General features: G+C 39.7%; 15 protein-coding genes. 4 read left to right on the forward strand and 11 right to left on the reverse strand.

Annotated features, from left to right (window positions below; translation table 11 throughout):
- Window positions 1–13: 13 nt before the first annotated feature.
- Together LBYS_RS17760 and LBYS_RS17765 are read right to left on the reverse strand one after the other, a co-directional pair.
- Window positions 14–421 (reverse strand): hypothetical protein, encoded by a 408-nt coding sequence (locus LBYS_RS17760; protein WP_041823912.1) that lies wholly within the window; start codon window positions 419–421, stop codon window positions 14–16.
- Complete coding sequence (locus LBYS_RS17765) at window positions 408–3,053, reverse strand: exo-rhamnogalacturonan lyase family protein (protein WP_041823915.1); 2,646 nt, start codon at window positions 3,051–3,053, stop codon at window positions 408–410. Before LBYS_RS17765 ends, LBYS_RS17760 begins: the two co-directional genes overlap by 14 nt.
- A gap of 57 nt (window positions 3,054–3,110) precedes the next feature.
- Between LBYS_RS17765 and LBYS_RS17770 the strand changes: the two genes are divergently transcribed.
- Entirely contained in the window at window positions 3,111–3,710 is a 600-nt protein-coding gene (locus LBYS_RS17770; RefSeq protein ID WP_013410227.1) for a DUF6250 domain-containing protein, read from the forward strand.
- On the opposite strand, the gene LBYS_RS17775 is transcribed toward LBYS_RS17770, so the two are convergent.
- The 7 genes from LBYS_RS17775 to LBYS_RS17805 all read right to left on the reverse strand — a co-directional run bounded on the left by LBYS_RS17775 (window position 3,707) and on the right by LBYS_RS17805 (window position 11,693).
- Entirely contained in the window at window positions 3,707–6,139 is a 2,433-nt protein-coding gene (locus LBYS_RS17775; protein ID WP_083794602.1) for a TonB-dependent receptor, read from the reverse strand. The genes LBYS_RS17770 and LBYS_RS17775 overlap by 4 nt on opposite strands.
- Before the next feature lie 103 nt (window positions 6,140–6,242).
- On the reverse strand, window positions 6,243–7,013 hold the full coding sequence (locus LBYS_RS17780; protein ID WP_013410229.1) for a DUF4097 family beta strand repeat-containing protein: 771 nt from the start codon (window positions 7,011–7,013) through the stop codon (window positions 6,243–6,245).
- Window position 7,014: 1 nt separating this feature from the next.
- Entirely contained in the window at window positions 7,015–7,818 is an 804-nt protein-coding gene (locus tag LBYS_RS17785; RefSeq protein ID WP_013410230.1) for a DUF4097 family beta strand repeat-containing protein, read from the reverse strand.
- Between the two features lie 11 nt (window positions 7,819–7,829).
- A complete protein-coding gene (locus LBYS_RS17790; protein WP_013410231.1) occupies window positions 7,830–8,582 on the reverse strand; it encodes a HEAT repeat domain-containing protein in 753 nt (250 codons plus the stop codon).
- Window positions 8,579–9,073, reverse strand: a complete 495-nt coding sequence (locus LBYS_RS17795; protein ID WP_013410232.1) for an RNA polymerase sigma factor — start codon at window positions 9,071–9,073, stop codon at window positions 8,579–8,581. The genes LBYS_RS17790 and LBYS_RS17795 overlap by 4 nt, the downstream gene beginning before the upstream one ends.
- A gap of 104 nt (window positions 9,074–9,177) precedes the next feature.
- On the reverse strand, window positions 9,178–9,378 hold the full coding sequence (locus LBYS_RS17800; RefSeq protein ID WP_013410233.1) for a heavy-metal-associated domain-containing protein: 201 nt from the start codon (window positions 9,376–9,378) through the stop codon (window positions 9,178–9,180).
- Window positions 9,375–11,693, reverse strand: a complete 2,319-nt coding sequence (locus LBYS_RS17805) for a heavy metal translocating P-type ATPase (RefSeq protein WP_013410234.1) — start codon at window positions 11,691–11,693, stop codon at window positions 9,375–9,377. Before LBYS_RS17805 ends, LBYS_RS17800 begins: the two co-directional genes overlap by 4 nt.
- Before the next feature lie 90 nt (window positions 11,694–11,783).
- Between LBYS_RS17805 and LBYS_RS17810 the strand changes: the two genes are divergently transcribed.
- Together LBYS_RS17810 and LBYS_RS17815 are read left to right on the forward strand one after the other, a co-directional pair.
- Window positions 11,784–12,434, forward strand: coding sequence for an ABC transporter ATP-binding protein (locus LBYS_RS17810; protein WP_013410235.1), 651 nt, complete (start codon window positions 11,784–11,786; stop codon window positions 12,432–12,434).
- Window positions 12,403–13,458 carry a hypothetical protein gene (locus tag LBYS_RS17815; RefSeq protein ID WP_013410236.1) on the forward strand — a complete coding sequence of 352 codons (1,056 nt, stop codon included), beginning with the start codon at window positions 12,403–12,405 and terminating at the stop codon, window positions 13,456–13,458. Before LBYS_RS17810 ends, LBYS_RS17815 begins: the two co-directional genes overlap by 32 nt.
- Before the next feature lie 29 nt (window positions 13,459–13,487).
- Here LBYS_RS17815 and tyrS read toward each other — a convergent pair whose 3' ends face one another.
- Both tyrS and LBYS_RS17825 read right to left on the reverse strand, forming a co-directional pair.
- Window positions 13,488–14,783, reverse strand: coding sequence for a tyrosine--tRNA ligase (gene tyrS, locus LBYS_RS17820; RefSeq protein WP_013410237.1), 1,296 nt, complete (start codon window positions 14,781–14,783; stop codon window positions 13,488–13,490).
- 2 nt (window positions 14,784–14,785) lie between these two features.
- The gene (locus LBYS_RS17825; RefSeq protein ID WP_013410238.1) at window positions 14,786–15,424 is read right to left on the reverse strand and encodes a porin family protein; all 639 of its coding nucleotides are present in this window, start codon (window positions 15,422–15,424) and stop codon (window positions 14,786–14,788) included.
- A gap of 105 nt (window positions 15,425–15,529) precedes the next feature.
- Between LBYS_RS17825 and LBYS_RS17830 the strand changes: the two genes are divergently transcribed.
- Window positions 15,530–16,126 (forward strand): carbohydrate-binding family 9-like protein, encoded by a 597-nt coding sequence (locus LBYS_RS17830; protein WP_013410239.1) that lies wholly within the window; start codon window positions 15,530–15,532, stop codon window positions 16,124–16,126.
- The last annotated feature ends 1,648 nt before the right edge of the window (window positions 16,127–17,774 follow it).

Consider the following 17,774-nt stretch of genomic DNA (forward strand, 5'->3'; position numbering starts at 1 on the left):
ATTTAGAATAATTTTAAATAATTTGGATTTGATCTTTAAGGAATATTTGTGCCAAAGGGAGGGTAGGCCTTAAAAGATCCCAGATCCAGCGGTTATTGTCCACTTGCTTTTCTCCGCAATCAAACTCTTGTGTAGCCATGTCAAACCTCTTCTTTAAGCGTTCAGAAGGGATCATCCATCGGAAATATTTGTAGTATTTTTCAAAGTAATAATGGCCCCAGATTTCTAGTACTAAGGAGTCATGATGTATAGCTAATTCTCTTCCGTGTGCTGTATAAAATGCCTCTTTAAGTTCATTAACCAGTTTTTTTACTCCGGAAATAGGACTTTCATTAAAAAGTGAGGTAAGGGATGCATCATGTAAAATATGCACCCCTCTCCGGGTTATTCTGTAAGATATTTGATGTTTACCTATTTTCATTTTCAAAGGCCAAGATCTGCATGGCGGCTAAGCCCCACTGGGCTACGGCATTAGTAGATATGCCGGGGTTCTCGTGCCGCGTCTGCAAAACTTCCGGTGGATGTATACTTATTTTTTCTTTACTTGTTTTTCTAAAACCTCCTTCTCCCTTATAGAATTCTTCCCAGGCTCTTTGGATCAGGGCAGGATTTTTCCTAGCTGCATACGCCGTTAACCTGGCATGCCCTTGTTGCAAATTTAGTCGCCTCAGGCTTTCACCTAAAGCTTTTTCTTGCTCTGCTGCACTGGCATTATACAGCATGCAATACTGTAGCCATGCTCGCTCAAATGGGGGATGGTTTATACATTGCAGTAGCTCGTAGCAGAGTTCCGGAAGACCGAAGACGGCATTCAAATGAGACACGGATACTTTGTTGCTTTGATCTATTTGGAACTCCCCTGTATCTAAATTCATCATCTGAAGACCGGTGAAGAAGCCTTTGGGTTGGGCGGCTATGCTATCCATGCTTTTAAGTAACCTGCTTTTCATCTTTGGATCTCCGGTTCTTTCCCACTCGGTAAACCAAGCGGAGGCTATAGCCCCCCAATCTGTACCGAATCCAAGACTAGCATATACGGAGTTCTCTGTGTTCTTTGGAACATCCGGGTTTACTTTTCGGATGGGGACTATGCTCTGTAGTGTCCGGGCTGCTTCAATTTGTTCTCGCATGAGATCACCGGTGCGTTCGTCTCCTCCGGAGAGATAGTAGAAATATCGTCTGTTAGCTGCGGTACTTATGCGGAGTTGTTTAGCGCTACAGCCCCAATGCATCACATTGTGCCTGGAACCCAGAGGGCTGAATCTTCCTATGTGATGTACGTCTACTTCTCCCGTATGCCTCGTCATGGCTTCCGCTAAACGGTAGACATCAGATCTGCAGGTACTTAGAAAGTAGGTCCAAAGCCAAATATCAGTGGATAATTCAGAATTATCCCAGGCGAAACCTCCTATATCGTATTTCCATACGTGTCTATCTTCGTCATAACTATGCATAAAATCGCCATAGTTCCAAAATCCGTACCAATGGTGTTCTTCTACTTGATCTTTGTAAAATTGAAAGTAGAAATCCAGTTGGTCTTCCAGTTCCTTCGTCTTCCTATTTTTCCCTAGTACAGGGAATGCTCCAGCGAAAGCACCGGCCTGTTTCATGTATTCAGGAGTAGCAGAAATAATAGGGGGATCTTGTACGGCTTGAGCAAATCTGAGCAGTTCTTCTGCTGAGGGAGTAGCATCTACTACTTGAAAAAATACTTCAGAGGTTCTGGCTACTCCATAAGGAGTGCCAAATCCAGGTTCATAATCTTCGTAGTTGATTTCTAGACCTTCCAATTGTTTAGGATAATTATCCTGACCCATGCCGTCATGGTAAAACCGAAGATCCATAGGAGGAGCATCAGGTGCCCAGAACCACATGGCCATTTCCCCTACGTCCTCCGTTGCTTTTCTAATGTCTATCTGCGCCGGGTAAGATTGCCAGAAATGGCGAAGTCCTAGCACTAGTCCACCGGAAGGGCTTCCCAGATATGCAGTTCCCAGGGATCTTTTACCGTGCGCTGACTGTATCCAGCTATGCCCGGCTTTAGTTCTTTTCTTGATTTCGAACCCATCAGCATTTAATTGAGACAGGGTATAATCACCAAATCCAGCTATGTACTGGAGACGATTACCCACTGCAGGATTGAAGTCGGAAGACGTTCTTTTACCTTCCATTTGCGCTTCTCTGATACTTTTCCCAGGATCTCTCCTTAAGCCGGTTAATCCCCTAACCGCTTCAGAGAATATCCCTTCCCCTGCAAAGCGAATGTGACGGTTATGCCATTCTTCCTTTTGGAAGTCTACTTCAAATTTAATCCCCAGTCCGGATATGAATTCCTTGTTTTCATCTGCATCGTAGATGATGGTGTGAAGGAGGCGGACCTGGTCATTGTCAGAATAGATATACATTCTGACCACAAAGGGCAATCTTCTTTCCTTTCCCAGGTGTGTACCTTCCCACTTGATAACCGTTCTTATTGGCCCTTTACTCTCTATGCTAACTTTTTCAACTTCTGAGATATAGAACTGGGTTTTAATGGTATTTCCTTCTTCTGCACTAGGTGCGTCTTGAATCCTTAGTTCTAAGCTTCCTTTTTGTACCAGAGTCTTTTGATTTCTCTTTATCTGAGAAATTAGATAAGGACCTTTTGTAGGAACTTCTATTTGCAAGATTCCATTGTTGACTATAAAGGACTCACCCTTCTCTGATATTTTTATGCTTTGTTCCAAAGGGCTTTTTTTCTGAATAAGTTGCGCTTCGGCTCCGAGATCAAGGTCAGAAGCTATGGCATGTCCGGTCCATTTTATACTTCCATCCGGCCAAAAGGCCAAAGGCCAGCTCTGCACAGGGACTTGTTTGTTGCCACTTATTAGGGTGAACTCTGAAACCTTTTTTAGTTGGCTCTTAGGCCATGGAATACCCCAATTTCCTCCCGCTCCGTTTCTGGTATGATGTAGTAATTTTAAAGGAATGGTAGGATGGTTTTCTGATAAACGCACTAAGCTCAATCCGGCTAAACCTAGTGCACTATTTTTGATAAATTCTCTTCTTTCCATAGCTTTGAATAGATTCCCGACCAATATACTAACTTTAAAGGTCCTACCTTAATCCCTATGATTAGAATTTGTCTTTTGTTCTTGTGTTTTGGCTGTACAACTGTTCCACCTTCAAGGAAATGGATAGTGGAAAGTGAGGATCCGAATGCGCTAAAGTGGAGTAGAAAGAAAATAACTCTAGATACGCCCAGAGGGGTAACGCTTTGGTGGAAGGAGGAATTGAAGGGAGATTATGAAATTGAATATACGCGCACTATAATTCTGGATTCGGGTAAGAACGACAGGCTTTCTGATCTGAATCAATTTTGGTGCGCAGACGCGTATCCATTTACTAGAAGTGGAGTTTTTGAGTCCTATGATTCTACTCGCATGTATTATGTAGGAATGGGAGGTAATTATAATACCACCTCCCGTTTCCGAAGATATGATGGTTTAGGTCAGAAACCCTTATTGCAGGAATCTAATATTAGGTTAATCCCTAACCATTCTTATAAAGTTTTAACACGAAAGAAAGGTGCGTTAGTAGAATTTTATCTGGATCAGGAACTCGTGTTCTCCTTTGAAGATCCTCAACCTCTTAGCGGCGGATATTTTGGTATTAGAACCACCTGGTCCAGGCAAGAGATCAAGGATTTTAGAATCAGGTCTATTCCTTAACCTGCAGAAGCCCTTCTTTTTTCATCCTCTGAGGCTGAAGTTCGATTCTGGTTTTTAATATTTTGGTTACCGAAAGAATAGCTTAATGACAGGGCAACTCTTCTTGCATTCCATCTATTAGAGATGTGAAGATCAATATTGTCACTTTGTACATATCCTCTGTAAAAGGAAGTTAGGAAGGTATCTGAAACGTTTAACTTTAGCTTGATCTTACCAAAATTCTTCTGGAGTCCCGGATTAAGTGCATGCTGTGCATGTGATTGGCGGTAAATTCCGTACGCACTTGGGGTGTTATACCAATAATTTAGTTCAAGTGTCCATTTTTTAGGCAAGGTAAATGTTTGAGTAGTGCGGAACCCTGCACTGTATGCACTATTATTTAAGGTAGTTCCGGCTAAGTTATTATCTGTATAACTATCGTGAAATATGTGGAAACTATTTTGGCTTGACCACCAATTGTTGAATTTGATGGGTAAAGAAAGAATAAATGCCCAGTTTTCACCCCTGGCTATATTTTGTTTTTGGGAAATACTTATATCCCCATCTAATGTAACTACTTCACTAATGAGTCCGCGTGATCTAGAGTATTCCAAAGTTGCAAAGTATTGGTCCTTAAAGGTATAAGTGAGTTCGTTCATATCTGTAAATTGAGGATTCAGATTTGGATTCCCTTTTACATAGAAGTATGGATCTAAGTAGAAGATAAAGGGGTTGAGTGTTCCATAGTTTGGCCGGTCTATGCGTTTACTATAAGCATATTTAATTTGGTGTTTCTCTGCAATCTTATAGTTTACAAATCCAGTAGGGAAGAGATTAAAATAGTCCCTTGTATTGCGCTGGCCCAGAGTAATTGAATGGCCATCTGAATGGGTATATTCACCCCGTAAACCAGCTTGTAAGGTCCATCTAACGAAAGTATATCCTGAGCTGAGGTAAACTGCATGGATATTCTCCTTATAGCGGAAGTGGTTCGATTGGTTCGGATTTTTAATCCATATTCCATTCTTAAAGTCTTCATACGTGAAATCATTGTTTGTGGATACGGATGTTGATTTTGCGCCAAAATCAAGTTTTAATTTGTTTTCAAATGGTAGGGTAATATCAAGTTTTGCTGTGAAGATGTTTGTGTTATTGGGCTGAATTACCCATTGTCTTGTTAGAGAATCTCCCCCTGAATAATAGTAATTATTGTTAAACACTTGATCAGATCTATTTTCAAAAAGACTGTAATCGAGGTCTGCCGAGACTTCTTTTTCTCCATTTTTGTGCCTTAGATTAGCATTAATAGAATACATGTCTGTACCCATAGTTCTATTACTGTTGGGTTTCAGTGTTGTAAGTGAAGGTTCCCCTGCCTGAATTTCATTCACTAAACTTATACCTTGACTTGACATTTCCCCCCCCAATAGATTGATATCTCCTCTTAATCCTATAGTTAATTTATTAGTGAAGTTGTAGTCTGCCCCTAGTCTGCCAATATAGTTTTTTACACTTCCGAACCTTTCTGTATATTGGTCGAAACTCGTTTTACCATTCGTATTTGTAACGCTTCTGATAAAGTGGTTATCGTTATAAAAATTATTCAATCCTAGCCCTAGATTACTGTAGATATTCCACTTTTCAGTTCGGTGGTTAATGTTTAAATCAACATTTCCGCGATGTAAGTTTGATACAGATTGAGATAATATACCTTTGCCCAAGTTCATGCTTAAAGTCCCATTGGTGCCGTAATTTTGGTTCTTTTTTAGACGTATATTTATGATGCCTGCATTTCCAGCAGCATCATATTTTGAGGATGGGCTTGTGATGACTTCTATAGAGGCAATTTGGTCTGAGCTCAAGTTGCTTAGATACTGAGAGAGTGCCTCTCCGGTCATTTGTGCTACTCTGCCATCGATCATGACGATTACTCCTGATTTATTTCGAATTCTAATTTGATCAGACTGTCTATCTATCATAACCCCAGGTACCTTTTCTAAGATTTCCAAGGCGGAGCTTCCACTGGCTGAAATACTGCTCTCTACATTAATCACCATCTTGTCCAAGTGCTGTTCTATAAATGGTTTTCGGGCAGTAACCTGCACTCCAGAGAGTGCAAGGGCTCTGTCATTTAATTGGATATGGTCCAAAGCTATCTGAGGATTTTCAGAACTTAGCATGAAGCTGGGGCTGGAATAGTCTGAATAGCCTACTGCTGTCACTTTGATATAGTAATTGCCATATCCTGCATCTTCAATACTAAACTTGGCTTCCTCATCAGCTGCCACTGCTTTCTTAAATACGCTGTCGGCTACTGCATACAAAAAGACGTTGGCGAAGGGGATTTTTGATCCTTGGGAATCGTGGATTACTCCGGTAATCCGGGTGTTGTTGCTTTGAGCCATGGCCATACCTCCGGCCATGCAAAGCATTGCTAGCATAGTTTTCATTTTTAAAGTAATAGCTTTTTCATATTCCGACTATTCGCCGGATGTGGTTGCAATATAGTACTGATTTTCAGTACTCTTGTGTTAAAAATTCTTAAGGTGGGCTTTATTTGTTGCGTTTGATATAGATGTTCCCATTTACCGTTTTGAGCATCATTTCCGGACCGCCCTGGTTTATTGTTGAAGTTACCCATTTAGAGGTTTCTAGGCGGGTCATGCCTTTCTCTTGTGTTTTACTGAGTGTACTTTCATTTTTTAATGTAAAATCGCTGTAAATGTTACCGTGATCTGATCTGGCTTTTAGGTTGGCTTTTATAGTGGCGGGAAAGCTGAGGTCTATGTTTCCATTTAAAGTGGAAAAAGCCATAGGTGTTCCTTGCTTTACCTGTAAGAAAGTAGCATGAATCTTGCCGTTGATCGTGCTTGCGACGGCAGATCCTGAGACATTGTTCATGATTATCTTGCCGTTCACGTTTGTAAGTTCGAAATCACCACTGATATTTTCTACGACAATATTTCCATTATGTACGGTTTTCAACAGAAAGTGACCCTCATTAGGAGCATGAATCACTATTTTACTTGGCTTTAGAGAAGAGCCCTGATCAATAATGATGTGATTGTTTTTCTCAACTATAGAGAGATGTTCATCATCCGGAGAAATGCGCCTCATCCCTTCTTTTGGAGGGGCTGGAGGTGCGGGGTTGTGCTTAATTACTTCTACTCGCACATTCTTTCCGGCATGTTTAGTGAGGTGAATATCACCGGCAAAAAGACTTACTTCCAATGTATATGGCTTAGTGGGCTGACTAAGTTCCACCTCGATTTGAGCATGTACTTGTGCCCAGGAGAAAAGTAATAGGTAGATTAAGCGTTGCATTTTATATTTTTTTTTGGATATAAATACTGCCATTCATGGTTTCAAATTTCATGTGGCATTCCCCTTTTCCCAGAGTAATGTGGGTTTCTGAATTAAGTTTGGAGCGGCCTGATTCCTTTCCTTTGTCCGGAATGACTGCTTGAGTTCTTCCCATCTCTTCTTCACTAAAATCAGTATAGTAATGACCATTCATAGTCTTTAATTGAATATTCGCAGAGGTCTCAGCGGGGCATGACACATGTATGGATCCATTTAAGGTCTTACATACTGAACCATTAAGATGGTTAGAGGCGTAGGTAATATTGATCTCTCCATTGATGGTTTGAAGATCAGAGGGCATTTTAACTTCTGTAGCCCGGATAGAACCGTTGATGTTTCTGGCATGTATAGTTCCGTTTACTCTTGCCACTTCTATATCTCCACTATTGATAGTAGAAAGTTTGAGATGTATATCATGCGGTACTTTGATGCTGTATTTCAGATGAATGTTTTGTTGGCTCTTATTCCTAGATCCATTACGTGAATCATACGGGGTTTTGGTAAAGACTTGTACTACATTATCTTTCTTTTCTATGCCTAACTCGAAAGGCTCCTTGTCGTTAGTAATACCGGTAATTTCTTTATCCACAGTGATAAGGATCTTATTTCCAGCGTACCCCTCGACTTTTATGGATCCTAAAATATTATAAACTTCAAGGGTCATTTCACTGCCTGTCACATCTACTTCTTTGTAAATCTGCTCGTTTACTTTTTGAGCAAAGAGCGACTGTGCTCCTAGGAAAAGGAGTAATAATAGCTTCTTCATTTTTGTGTTAATTATATGAGTATCTGTTGAATCGTTTTTTCTACTTTATCTTTAACCGTACTGTCTAGACCTTCTTGCTTTAGTATACTTTTCAAAGGTTTTACAGAGCTTTTTTCTTGTAGGTTCAGCATCACATCCGCCATAGCCGACTGTAAAATAGGAGATTCCTGGCTTACTATGGATTTAACCAGACCTTGACGTACTTTTGGATGATCTGCAAAGCCTATAAGGGCTTCCAAAGTCATTAGTCGGACATTATCATTCGGATCATTATTTAAGGTGCTAAGAAGGGCATCAATAACCTTGTCATTCGCGTCAGGGATTTCAGTACTCATATTCACCGCTCTTATCCTTTCCGTGGCAGAGGGATTCTCTATTAGTGTCAGTACCATTTCTTGCTTTAGACTGGTGACCTCTTCTTCTACTTTTGCTATTTCATTATTTTGGTTTTCATTTAATAGCCAACCTCCAGCTAAACCGATTAGAATCAGTAGGAAAGTGTAGGCCAAGCGCATTTTGGGTTGTTTGTTCCAAAGACCTGACCAAGAGAATCTGGGTTTTTCAGCTTGTTTGTATCCCTCTAACGCATGTTTGAATCGAGATTTATCCATTTGGGGTATGGTGATGAGCTTTAGACTGTCCCAAAGGGCCTTCGTTTCCTCACATTCACGGGCAAATTCCGGATCCGTAGAAAGCTTCTGTTCCACTTCTGCTCTCTCTGCTTCATTCAGCTCTCCATTCAGGTAGTCAATTAGCTTGTTCATTCCGATAATTTTAAATATATGGTCTTCAACTGAGCTATGGCTCTGTGGATTCTAACCCTCACATTCGCCTCAGAAATCTCCAAAATCCTGGCTATTTCAGAGTAGGCTAGTTCTTGATACCTACTTAGTATTAGAATCTCTCTTTGCTCTTCACTCAATTTATTTAATGCTATTTCTAAGAGTCTGACTTGGTCCTCCTTTTCATCGCTTGTAGTATCGTATGGCTCTGCTGGTACTTCAATTTTTCGTGTTTTTGCCTTAAAATAGTCGTTCATAACATTCCTGGCCAAGTGATACATCCACGTTTTGAATTCCCCTTCTCCTTTGTACGTGTGCCTGTATTTGATCATCCTCAAGAAAACATTTTGAACCATGTCCTCGCTGTTTTCTCTGTCAGTGGTCATACGATAAATAAAGCTGAACAAAGACTGATAATGCCTTTCAAAAAGTAGGCCCATATGATCAAGACTTCCCGCCTTGACTTTAAGCATTAAAGCGTTATCAGTTAAAGAGTTCAATAGCTTTTCAGACTGTTTGCATAGTAAACTTCCATTCTTCGGATTTGTTACAAATATTTTCAAAAAAAAAGCAAGTCTTAGGACTTGCTCTCGATTTTTTGTGCTTGATAACCTATTTTCTTTAAGGCTCTTACAATGCTTTCTTCGTCTCCGCCTTCTACGGTGAGAATCTTATCGGGATTCTCTGTATCCACATCCCATTTTTCCACTAAACCGTCTAAAACAGGTTTTACTTTTGCTACACATGAGGAGCAATTGATACTAGTCTTGAATTTCATCTTAATCTTAAACTGTTTAATACTACACTTATTGAACTAAAGGCCATGGCTCCCCCTGCCCACATGGGATCTAGAAGGAACTCAGGATAAAAGATCCCGGCCGCAATTGGAATTCCTATTACATTATAAATAAACGCCCAAAACAGGTTCTGTTTGATAGCTCTTCCTGTAAGTTTCGAAACCTCTATGGCCTCAGGTATCTTTTGCAGATCTGAAGAAACTATGGTCATCTTCGCCACTTCCATAGCTATATCACTGCCTTTGCCCATAGCTATACTCACATCTGCTAAGGCCAGGGCTTGTGAATCATTGATGCCGTCACCTACCATGCCTACTACCTTTCCTTCCGACTGCAAACGCTTGATAAATTCCCCTTTCAGTTCAGGAAGTACCTGCGCCTTATACTCTTTAATGCCCATTTCATAGGAAACCGCTTTCGCTGTGGCTTCATTGTCTCCTGTAAGCATATACACTTCAATTCCATCTTTTTGCAAGCGTTCAATAGCTGCTTTTGAGCCACTTTTAATTTTATCTCTAATGCCAATGATAGCTAAGACCCGGGTATCATCAGCAAAGAACACGACTGTTTGTGCAAGATCCAGATGAGATTTGAATTGGGCCTTTTGTGTATCCGTTAATTCTACTTTAATCCATTCCGGATTACCTACTCTATATCTCTGACCTTCCCAAAAACCTATAATCCCTTGACCACTCACATTTTCCACTTCTAGATTAGACAAGAATCTACCCTCCAGATGTTTGCAGATAGCATCCGCTAAAGGATGCTCAGATCTTTTCTCTATACTATACAAAAGATCTTTCCATAGTTCAGAGGGTTCTTGTATCCATTGAATTCTAGTGACAGAGGGCTGACCTTCTGTAATGGTTCCTGTTTTATCAAGTACCAAGGCATTCATTTTTTGCGTTAGCTCCAAACTCTCTGCATCCTTGATCAATATTCCTTTTTGGGCTCCTCTACCTACTCCCACCATAATGGCGGTAGGGGTGGCCAAACCTAAAGCACATGGACACGCAATTACTAGGACAGTTACGAAGGCATTTAAACCTTGGGACCAGTTGCCCATCAATCCCCAAAACACTAGACTTATTACCGCTATACTAATCACAGTAGGAACAAAGACTGAGGCTATTTTGTCTACCAGTTTTTGAACCGGAGCCTTACTGCCCTGAGCATTTTCCACGGTTTGTATGATTCTTGCCAGTAGGGTTTCTGAGCCTACTTTAGTGGCTTGAAACTGAAAGCTTCCTTTTTGATTTAAGGTTCCTGCATACACAGAGTCAGCTTTCCCTTTTCGCACTGGGACAGGTTCTCCTGTGATCATACTCTCATCTACGTAGGATTCTCCACTTAGAATCTCTCCATCCACCGGAATTTGCTCTCCTGGCTTGACCAGTATAACTTGTCCTTTTTGAACTTGTTGGATAGGGAGTATGGAAGTGGTACCGTCTTCTGCGACAATAGTCAGGGTTTTAGGTTGAAGTCCCATCAGTTGTTTGATGGCAGAAGAGGTATTTCCTTTTGCTCTTTCTTCTAGCCATTTTCCTAATAAAATGAAGGCTATGACTATACCTGCGGCTTCAAAGTACACATGTCCATGTTCTTGAGTGAGGGTGATGATAGTACTATACACATAGGCTGTTCCTGTACTTAAGGCCACCAAAGTATCCATATTGGCACTTTTATGGCGAAATTGTTTATAGGCGCCTATAAAGAATTGTCTTCCAAAATAGAACAGCATAGGTGTGGCTAAAGCCCACATGATGTAATTGGCATAGGGCATATGCATAAAGAACATGCCTATGACGAAGAGCGGAACAGATAGGATCAGGGCTCCTAATAATTTCTTCTTTAGGGTAGAGGCTTCAGATTCTTTGATTTGGCTTACATCTTCTTGTTCAATAAGTAAGTCATATCCGGCACTCTGTAAGGCGGTTTTTAGGTTGGTCGGCTGAATCAATTCAGGTATATATTCCACGGTAGCTTTACCACTTGCATAATTAACCTGGGCCTGAATGACTCCTACCTGATTATTAAGCGTTGCTTCCGAACTTGATGCGCAAGAGGCACAAGACATCCCCATGACCGGCCAATTTTGAGTGGCAGAGCTCAGTTTGATGCCTACATCTTTGAGAATCTGCGCTACAGCTTGAACCACTTCTTCCGGATATTTATCTGCATCAATGCTGATAGAATTATTAGTGATATTAAAATTCTGTAAATCGGGCACCGCAGAGAGTCTCTGTTTTAGCAGATTCTCGTCGGGAATATGTTGAATTGGAATATCAATTTTCATAGGTATTGTGCATTTACTTTACAAAATTACTAGCTTGCAAGAGCACATCCTTTACAGGATTTTTACTTTTACTTGTAGGATTTACAGATTATGTTAAAACTTGAAGCTTACAGCAAGGCCTATTCGGGACATACTATTATAGAAAGAAGTGATTTGGAGATTCCTATGGGAATCCATTGGGTGAAAGGACAAAACGGCTCCGGAAAGTCCACCTTGTTTCGAAGCATAGGAGGGATTATCCCTTTTGATGGAAATATACTTTGGAAAGAGAAAGATTTGAAGAAGAATCCTGTTGCCTATAGGCTATGTGTGAATTTGGGAGAGGCTGAGCCTTTGTATCCGGAATTCTTATCGGGATGGGATATATTAAAGTTTGTAGCTGAAGCAAAACGTGCGGAGGAGGGGCAGTTGTTTGCCTTTGGGGAATTGTTTGGTTCAGATCAATATTGGAAGCAGCCTATAGGAACGTATTCCTCGGGCATGACAAAGAAGATTGGGATCATAGCGGCTTTTTTGGGAAGTCCGGAACTGATCTTATTGGATGAGCCACTAGTCACTTTAGACAAAGTTAGTATTCAGAAACTAGTTGATCTGATCCTGGAAAAATATAAAAAGGAGAGTGTAAGTTTTCTGCTGTCTTCGCATCAGGATACCGCTTTAGAGGCTTTGCCTATCACCCAATTTTATGAAGTGAAATACGGAAGAATATATGAGCAGAATACTTTATCTGACTTGGGTTAAGACCTATTACAGGCAGAATGCCATCTTCGTATTTGTAGTTATCCTGTTAGCTTTTGGTTTATTAAGAGCTAAGGAACACTTAACGCTTATTCATAGCGCCTTGGAGGATAATGGCGTATTCCTTTTGGCTTGTTTACTATGGATTCTTCATGGCATTAAGGTCATAGCATATGCCAGAAGAGCGTTGTTGTTGAAGGAGAATGAATTTCTACACCATTTACATCTTTTCACCAGGACGGCGCGTTTACTGAGCTTTTTTGGAGTGATTTTTCAATTGGTTCAACTTACCTTTCTGTATAGTGTTGCCATGCTGATTATATCCTATACTGCAGGATATCTGGAAAAGGGTTTGTTAGGTATAGCTGTGCATCTCCTGCTCTGTGCAATAGGTGCATTGGTCTTAGAGAGTCAGTTGAATCAGTCCAAATCCTTAAATATAGGCAGGGGCCGGAAGGTGCAGTTCCCTATTCCTCAAGTGTTATACTACCCTTATTATTTACTAAGTAGACAAACCGTTTTATTATTGGTGTCAAAGGTATTCTCCGGTACGGTATTGATGGTGGTTTGTCTATTATATCCTACTGACGATTATGATATTCGCTTATTAGGATTGGGAGGATTGATGGGAGCATATAGCCAAAGTGTGATCTTCCAATATTGGTATTTTTTTGAGAGGACCTATTTTGATTTTTACAAAAATCTACCATTAAACTTAGGTCAAAGGTATGTAAGGTATTTGATCACGGTGATTATACTGTTGAGCCCGGAAATTATAGTATTGCTCCGAAATTGGCCTATAGAATATGCACAGTTTCCGCAGATTATAATGCTCATGATTGGGATAGCTATTGGCCTTTTATTCTACCAAATGTTCAAAGGGAAGGGAGAATTTCAAGGGATTTTCTTCTCTGGGGTAGGTTTGGCCATATCCATCATGTTTGATATGCCCATGTACTTATATGGACTTGTAGCAGGGGGTGTCGGATTTCTCCTTTTGAGAAGATATTATTATGAAGATGAGTAGTCCCCAACGGATATTGGGGACTAGCTTATTTATACCAACTCAATGATATGATTCTTCTTTCCTTTACCTAGCAGGATGTACTTACCGTGTAATAGCTCTATATCATTTACAGGTAGTTTGTCGTCTTGAATCTTAGTTTTATTCACGCTCACAGCATTGGCTTGTAAGGCTTTTCTGGCTTCAGTCTTGGAAGGATATACTTCCCCGTTAGACAATACAGAAATCAACTCTAGAAGATTGCTTTCGTTCGTCAAATCTGATTTCTGAACTTTCGTCTGAGGCACTCCCTCAAAAACTTCTTTGAAGGTTTGCTCATCCAGGTTTTTTAGAGCTTCGACAGTTGATTTTCCGAAAAGCACTTCTGAAGCCTGTACTGCTTTTTCATAGGCATCAGCTCCGTGAACCATAGTGGTTACTTCTTTCGCAAGTGCTTTTTGAGCCACACGCAAATGAGGAGCTTGAGCGTGTTCCGCTTCAATGGCTTCTATTTGTTCTTTGGATAGGAAGCAACAATACACACGCATCAATCTTGGCAAATCTGCATCGTTCTGGTTGATCCAGAATTGGTAGAATTGGTAAGGGCTGGTTAGTTCAGGATCTAACCAAACGTTACCACCTTCAGATTTACCGAACTTGGTGCCATCTGCTTTGGTCAATAAAGGTGTAGTCAAGGCATAAGCAGAATAATCTGCATTTTCCCCTTCTTTTCTACGGATCAATTCTGTACCTGTAGTGATGTTACCCCACTGGTCAGAACCTCCCATTTGAAGTTTTACACCTCTGGTTTTATATAAGTGATAATAATCGTATCCCTGAATTAATTGGTATGAAAATTCGGTGAAAGAAATACCCGTTTCGATTCTGCGTTTTACAGAATCTTTGGAACTCATATAGTTTACTGTCAAGTATTTTCCGGCTTCTCTTAGGAACTGTAAGAAGGAAATATCTTTGAACCAGTCGTAGTTATTCACTATTTCAGCAGAATTCTCCCCACAATTAAAATCTAGGAACTTCTCTAGTTGTTTTTTGATTCCTTCTTGGTTTTCCAAAAGGGTTTCTTCAGAAAGGAAATTTCTTTCTGCTGATTTTCCAGAAGGGTCACCTACCATACCGGTGGCACCTCCAACTAAAGCCAGGGGCTTGTGGCCGGCCATTTGGAATTGTTTCAAAACCATAATGGTGGCTAAGTTTCCTATATGTAAAGAACGGGCAGTTGGGTCAAACCCAATATACCCCGTAGTCATCTCTTTATTTAATTGTTCCTCCGTCCCAGGCATGATGTCCTGTATCATGCCTCTCCATCTTAATTCTTCAATAAAACCCATTATTATTTCTTTTTAACACCAAATTTCTTGTTCCAAAGGTATTGTTCTGAGAAAGTGTAGGTAGCACTTATTTGGATGCTGCGATTAGCAAATTCCAATGGTATGTTGCCACTCTTTAGTTCAGAGACATTGTTCAAGCCATGTACATAGCGTAGGTTTAGACTAAATAGAGAAAACATGTCCAATAGATTTACTCTAGCCCCAATGATCAAACTTTGATCATCCTTTTTGCCCGGGCCATACGGTTTATTCAGGGTAGGGATGGTTTCCATCCTGTTAAGTGCCCAGTTTCTTTCATATCCTACTTCAAAATACACATGCTTGATGGCAGTATAGCCCAATAATACAGGAGTGGAGAAGTAGCGATAAGTATGTTTGGCAGAAATAGGACGTGACATGCTCGTGCCTTTTGCCTGATAAATAAATTCCGGTTGTAAACTGAATTTCCCTACATTCAATCGAGTGAAAAAGCCTGCTTGAACTCCGAAGGTCGGTTTTTTAGAATAGGTAACCGTATCTGAGGGGGAGACATTTGAAAGATTTAGTCCCAGTTTGGGTCCGAATTCAAATAATCTTGGTTCAATCTGCGCTGCGGCAGGAAGGGTTAATAGGAGCAATACTAATACTCTGGCAATATGCATTCTTATCAATTTTAGTTTGAAACGCAGGAAAGGATGCAAAGTTATAAAAAAAGGTAGTTTATATTGCTTAGTATCGTTTAAATTGGCGCCTCAATTACTTGAAGTATGTATAAAGAAATTCTGAATCCCTATTTTAAGCACTCCACTACGGGTGAAGCAGTGAATTATGTAACTAAGGTGGAGCTCCTAGCCAGTGAAGAGGCACTGACCATCAATTTCCAATGTGAAGATAATCCATATACCTCGCAAAACCATATGATAGAGCACAATACTCCCCTCTATAATCAAGAGGTCTTTGAAGTTTTTATATCCAAAGGCACAGAAGATCCTACCCGATATTGGGAGATAGAAATCAATCCCAATGCTGCCGTATGGATAGGGGAGATTGAAAAGCTAGGAGATGAACCTCAACAGATCTTAAGAAATCTCCTGCCGGAAGAGTTTGGGTTAGATTGGGAAGCAAAGGCAGAATTAGATAGGTGGGAAGGGAAATTGGTCATTCCTTGGGATTCTATAGGTGCAAAAGGGGAAGTTGATTTCCGATTGAATTTTTATAGGATTCGTTCCAAAGTTTCTCATGAGGACCCGAATTGGACTTGTGATGCCGAAACCTGCGATTTTATTTGTTGGCAAAGCACCCTATCCGGAGATCAACCCGCGTTTCATAGGCCGAAAAAATTCGGAAAACTAAGAATACAGTAAGAAGTTTTTTTTAGGCTAAAAACTACAAGTTATGGATTATTTAGTATTTAAATGGTCATAATATGCTATAAATATTACTAATCTTCCGAAATTATTAGTTCATCTAAAAGCGTCTATTGGGATATAACTGGATTAAAATCACAAGTACTGCCCCTTAAGCTAAAAGACATGAATATTCTTTCTCTACTTTTTTGGCGCAAAAAAGTAGCAAAAAAACATGAATTTTATGATGTCCTCTTTCGCTTCGCTCAAACGGACCATAAAATTCGGTCAAAGGAACATTAGTATTTATTCTTCCGAAACTATTTAATTTTAATTATTAGTTAATTAAGTAGGGACGATTCGGATAAAAATCCTCAAAAATCTGAAGGAATGCACCTTAAGCTAAAAAAAACATAAATATTCTTTCTCTACTTTTTTTGGCGCAAAAAAAGTAGCAAAAAAACATGAATTTTATGATGTCCTCTTTCGCTTCGCTCAAACGGACCATAAAATTCGGTCAAAGGAACATTAGTATTTATTCTTCCGAAACTATTTAATTTTAATTATTAGTTAATTAAGTAGGGGCGATTCGGATAAAAATCCTCAAAAATCTGAAGGAATGCACCTTAAGCTAAAAAAACATAAATATTCTTTCTCTACTTTTTTTGGCGCAAAAAAGTAGCAAAAAAGCATGAATTTTATGATGTCCTCTTTCGCTTCGCTCAAACGGACCATAAAATTCGGTCAAAGGAACATTAGTATTTATTCTTCCGAAACTATTTAATTTTAATTATTAGTTAATTAAGTAGGGGCGATTCGGATAAAAATCTACAAAAATCTGAAGCAATGCACCTTAAGCAAAAAAAACATAAATATTCTTTCTCTACTTTTTTGGCGGAAGGGTCCGTCCTTACGGAAAGTAACCAAAAAAACATGAATATTCTTTCTCTACTTTTTTGGCGCAAAAAAGTAGCAAAAAAGCATGAATTTTATGATGTCCTCTTTCGCTTCGCTCAAACGGACCATAAAATTCGGTCAAAGGAACATTAGTATTTATTCTTGCGAAACTATTAATTATTAGTTAATCGAGAGGCGTCTATCAGGATAAAACTGGATTTTAATTAAAAGAAGCAACCCTTAAGTTAAAGGATATGAATTTTCTTTCTCTACTTTTTTTGGTGCAAAGGGTCCGGCCGTTCGGAAAGTAGCAAAAAAACATGAATATTCTTCTTGTTACTTTTTTGGCGCAAGGGTCCGTCCTTACGGAAAGTAACCAAAAAACATGAATTTTATGATGTCCTCTTTCGCTTCGCTCAAACGGACCATAAAATTCGGTCAATGGAACATTAGTATTTATTCTTGCGAAACTATTAATTATTAGTTAATCGAGAGGCGTCTATCAGGATAAAACTGGATTTTAATTAAAAGAAGCAACCCTTAAGTTAAAGGATATGAATTTTCTTTCTCTACTTTTTTTGGTGCAAAGGGTCCGACCGTTCGGAAAGTAGCAAAAAAACATGAATATTCTTTCTCTACTTTTTTTGATGCAAAGGGTCCGACCGTTCGGAAAGTAACAAAAAAACATGAATTTTCTTTCTCTACTTTTTTTGATGCAAAGGGTCCGACCGTTCGGAAAGTAGCAAAAAAACATGAATTTTATGATGTC

The organism is Leadbetterella byssophila DSM 17132 (assembly GCF_000166395.1).
In the GTDB taxonomy this organism is placed as follows: Bacteria; Bacteroidota; Bacteroidia; order Cytophagales; family Spirosomataceae; genus Leadbetterella; species Leadbetterella byssophila.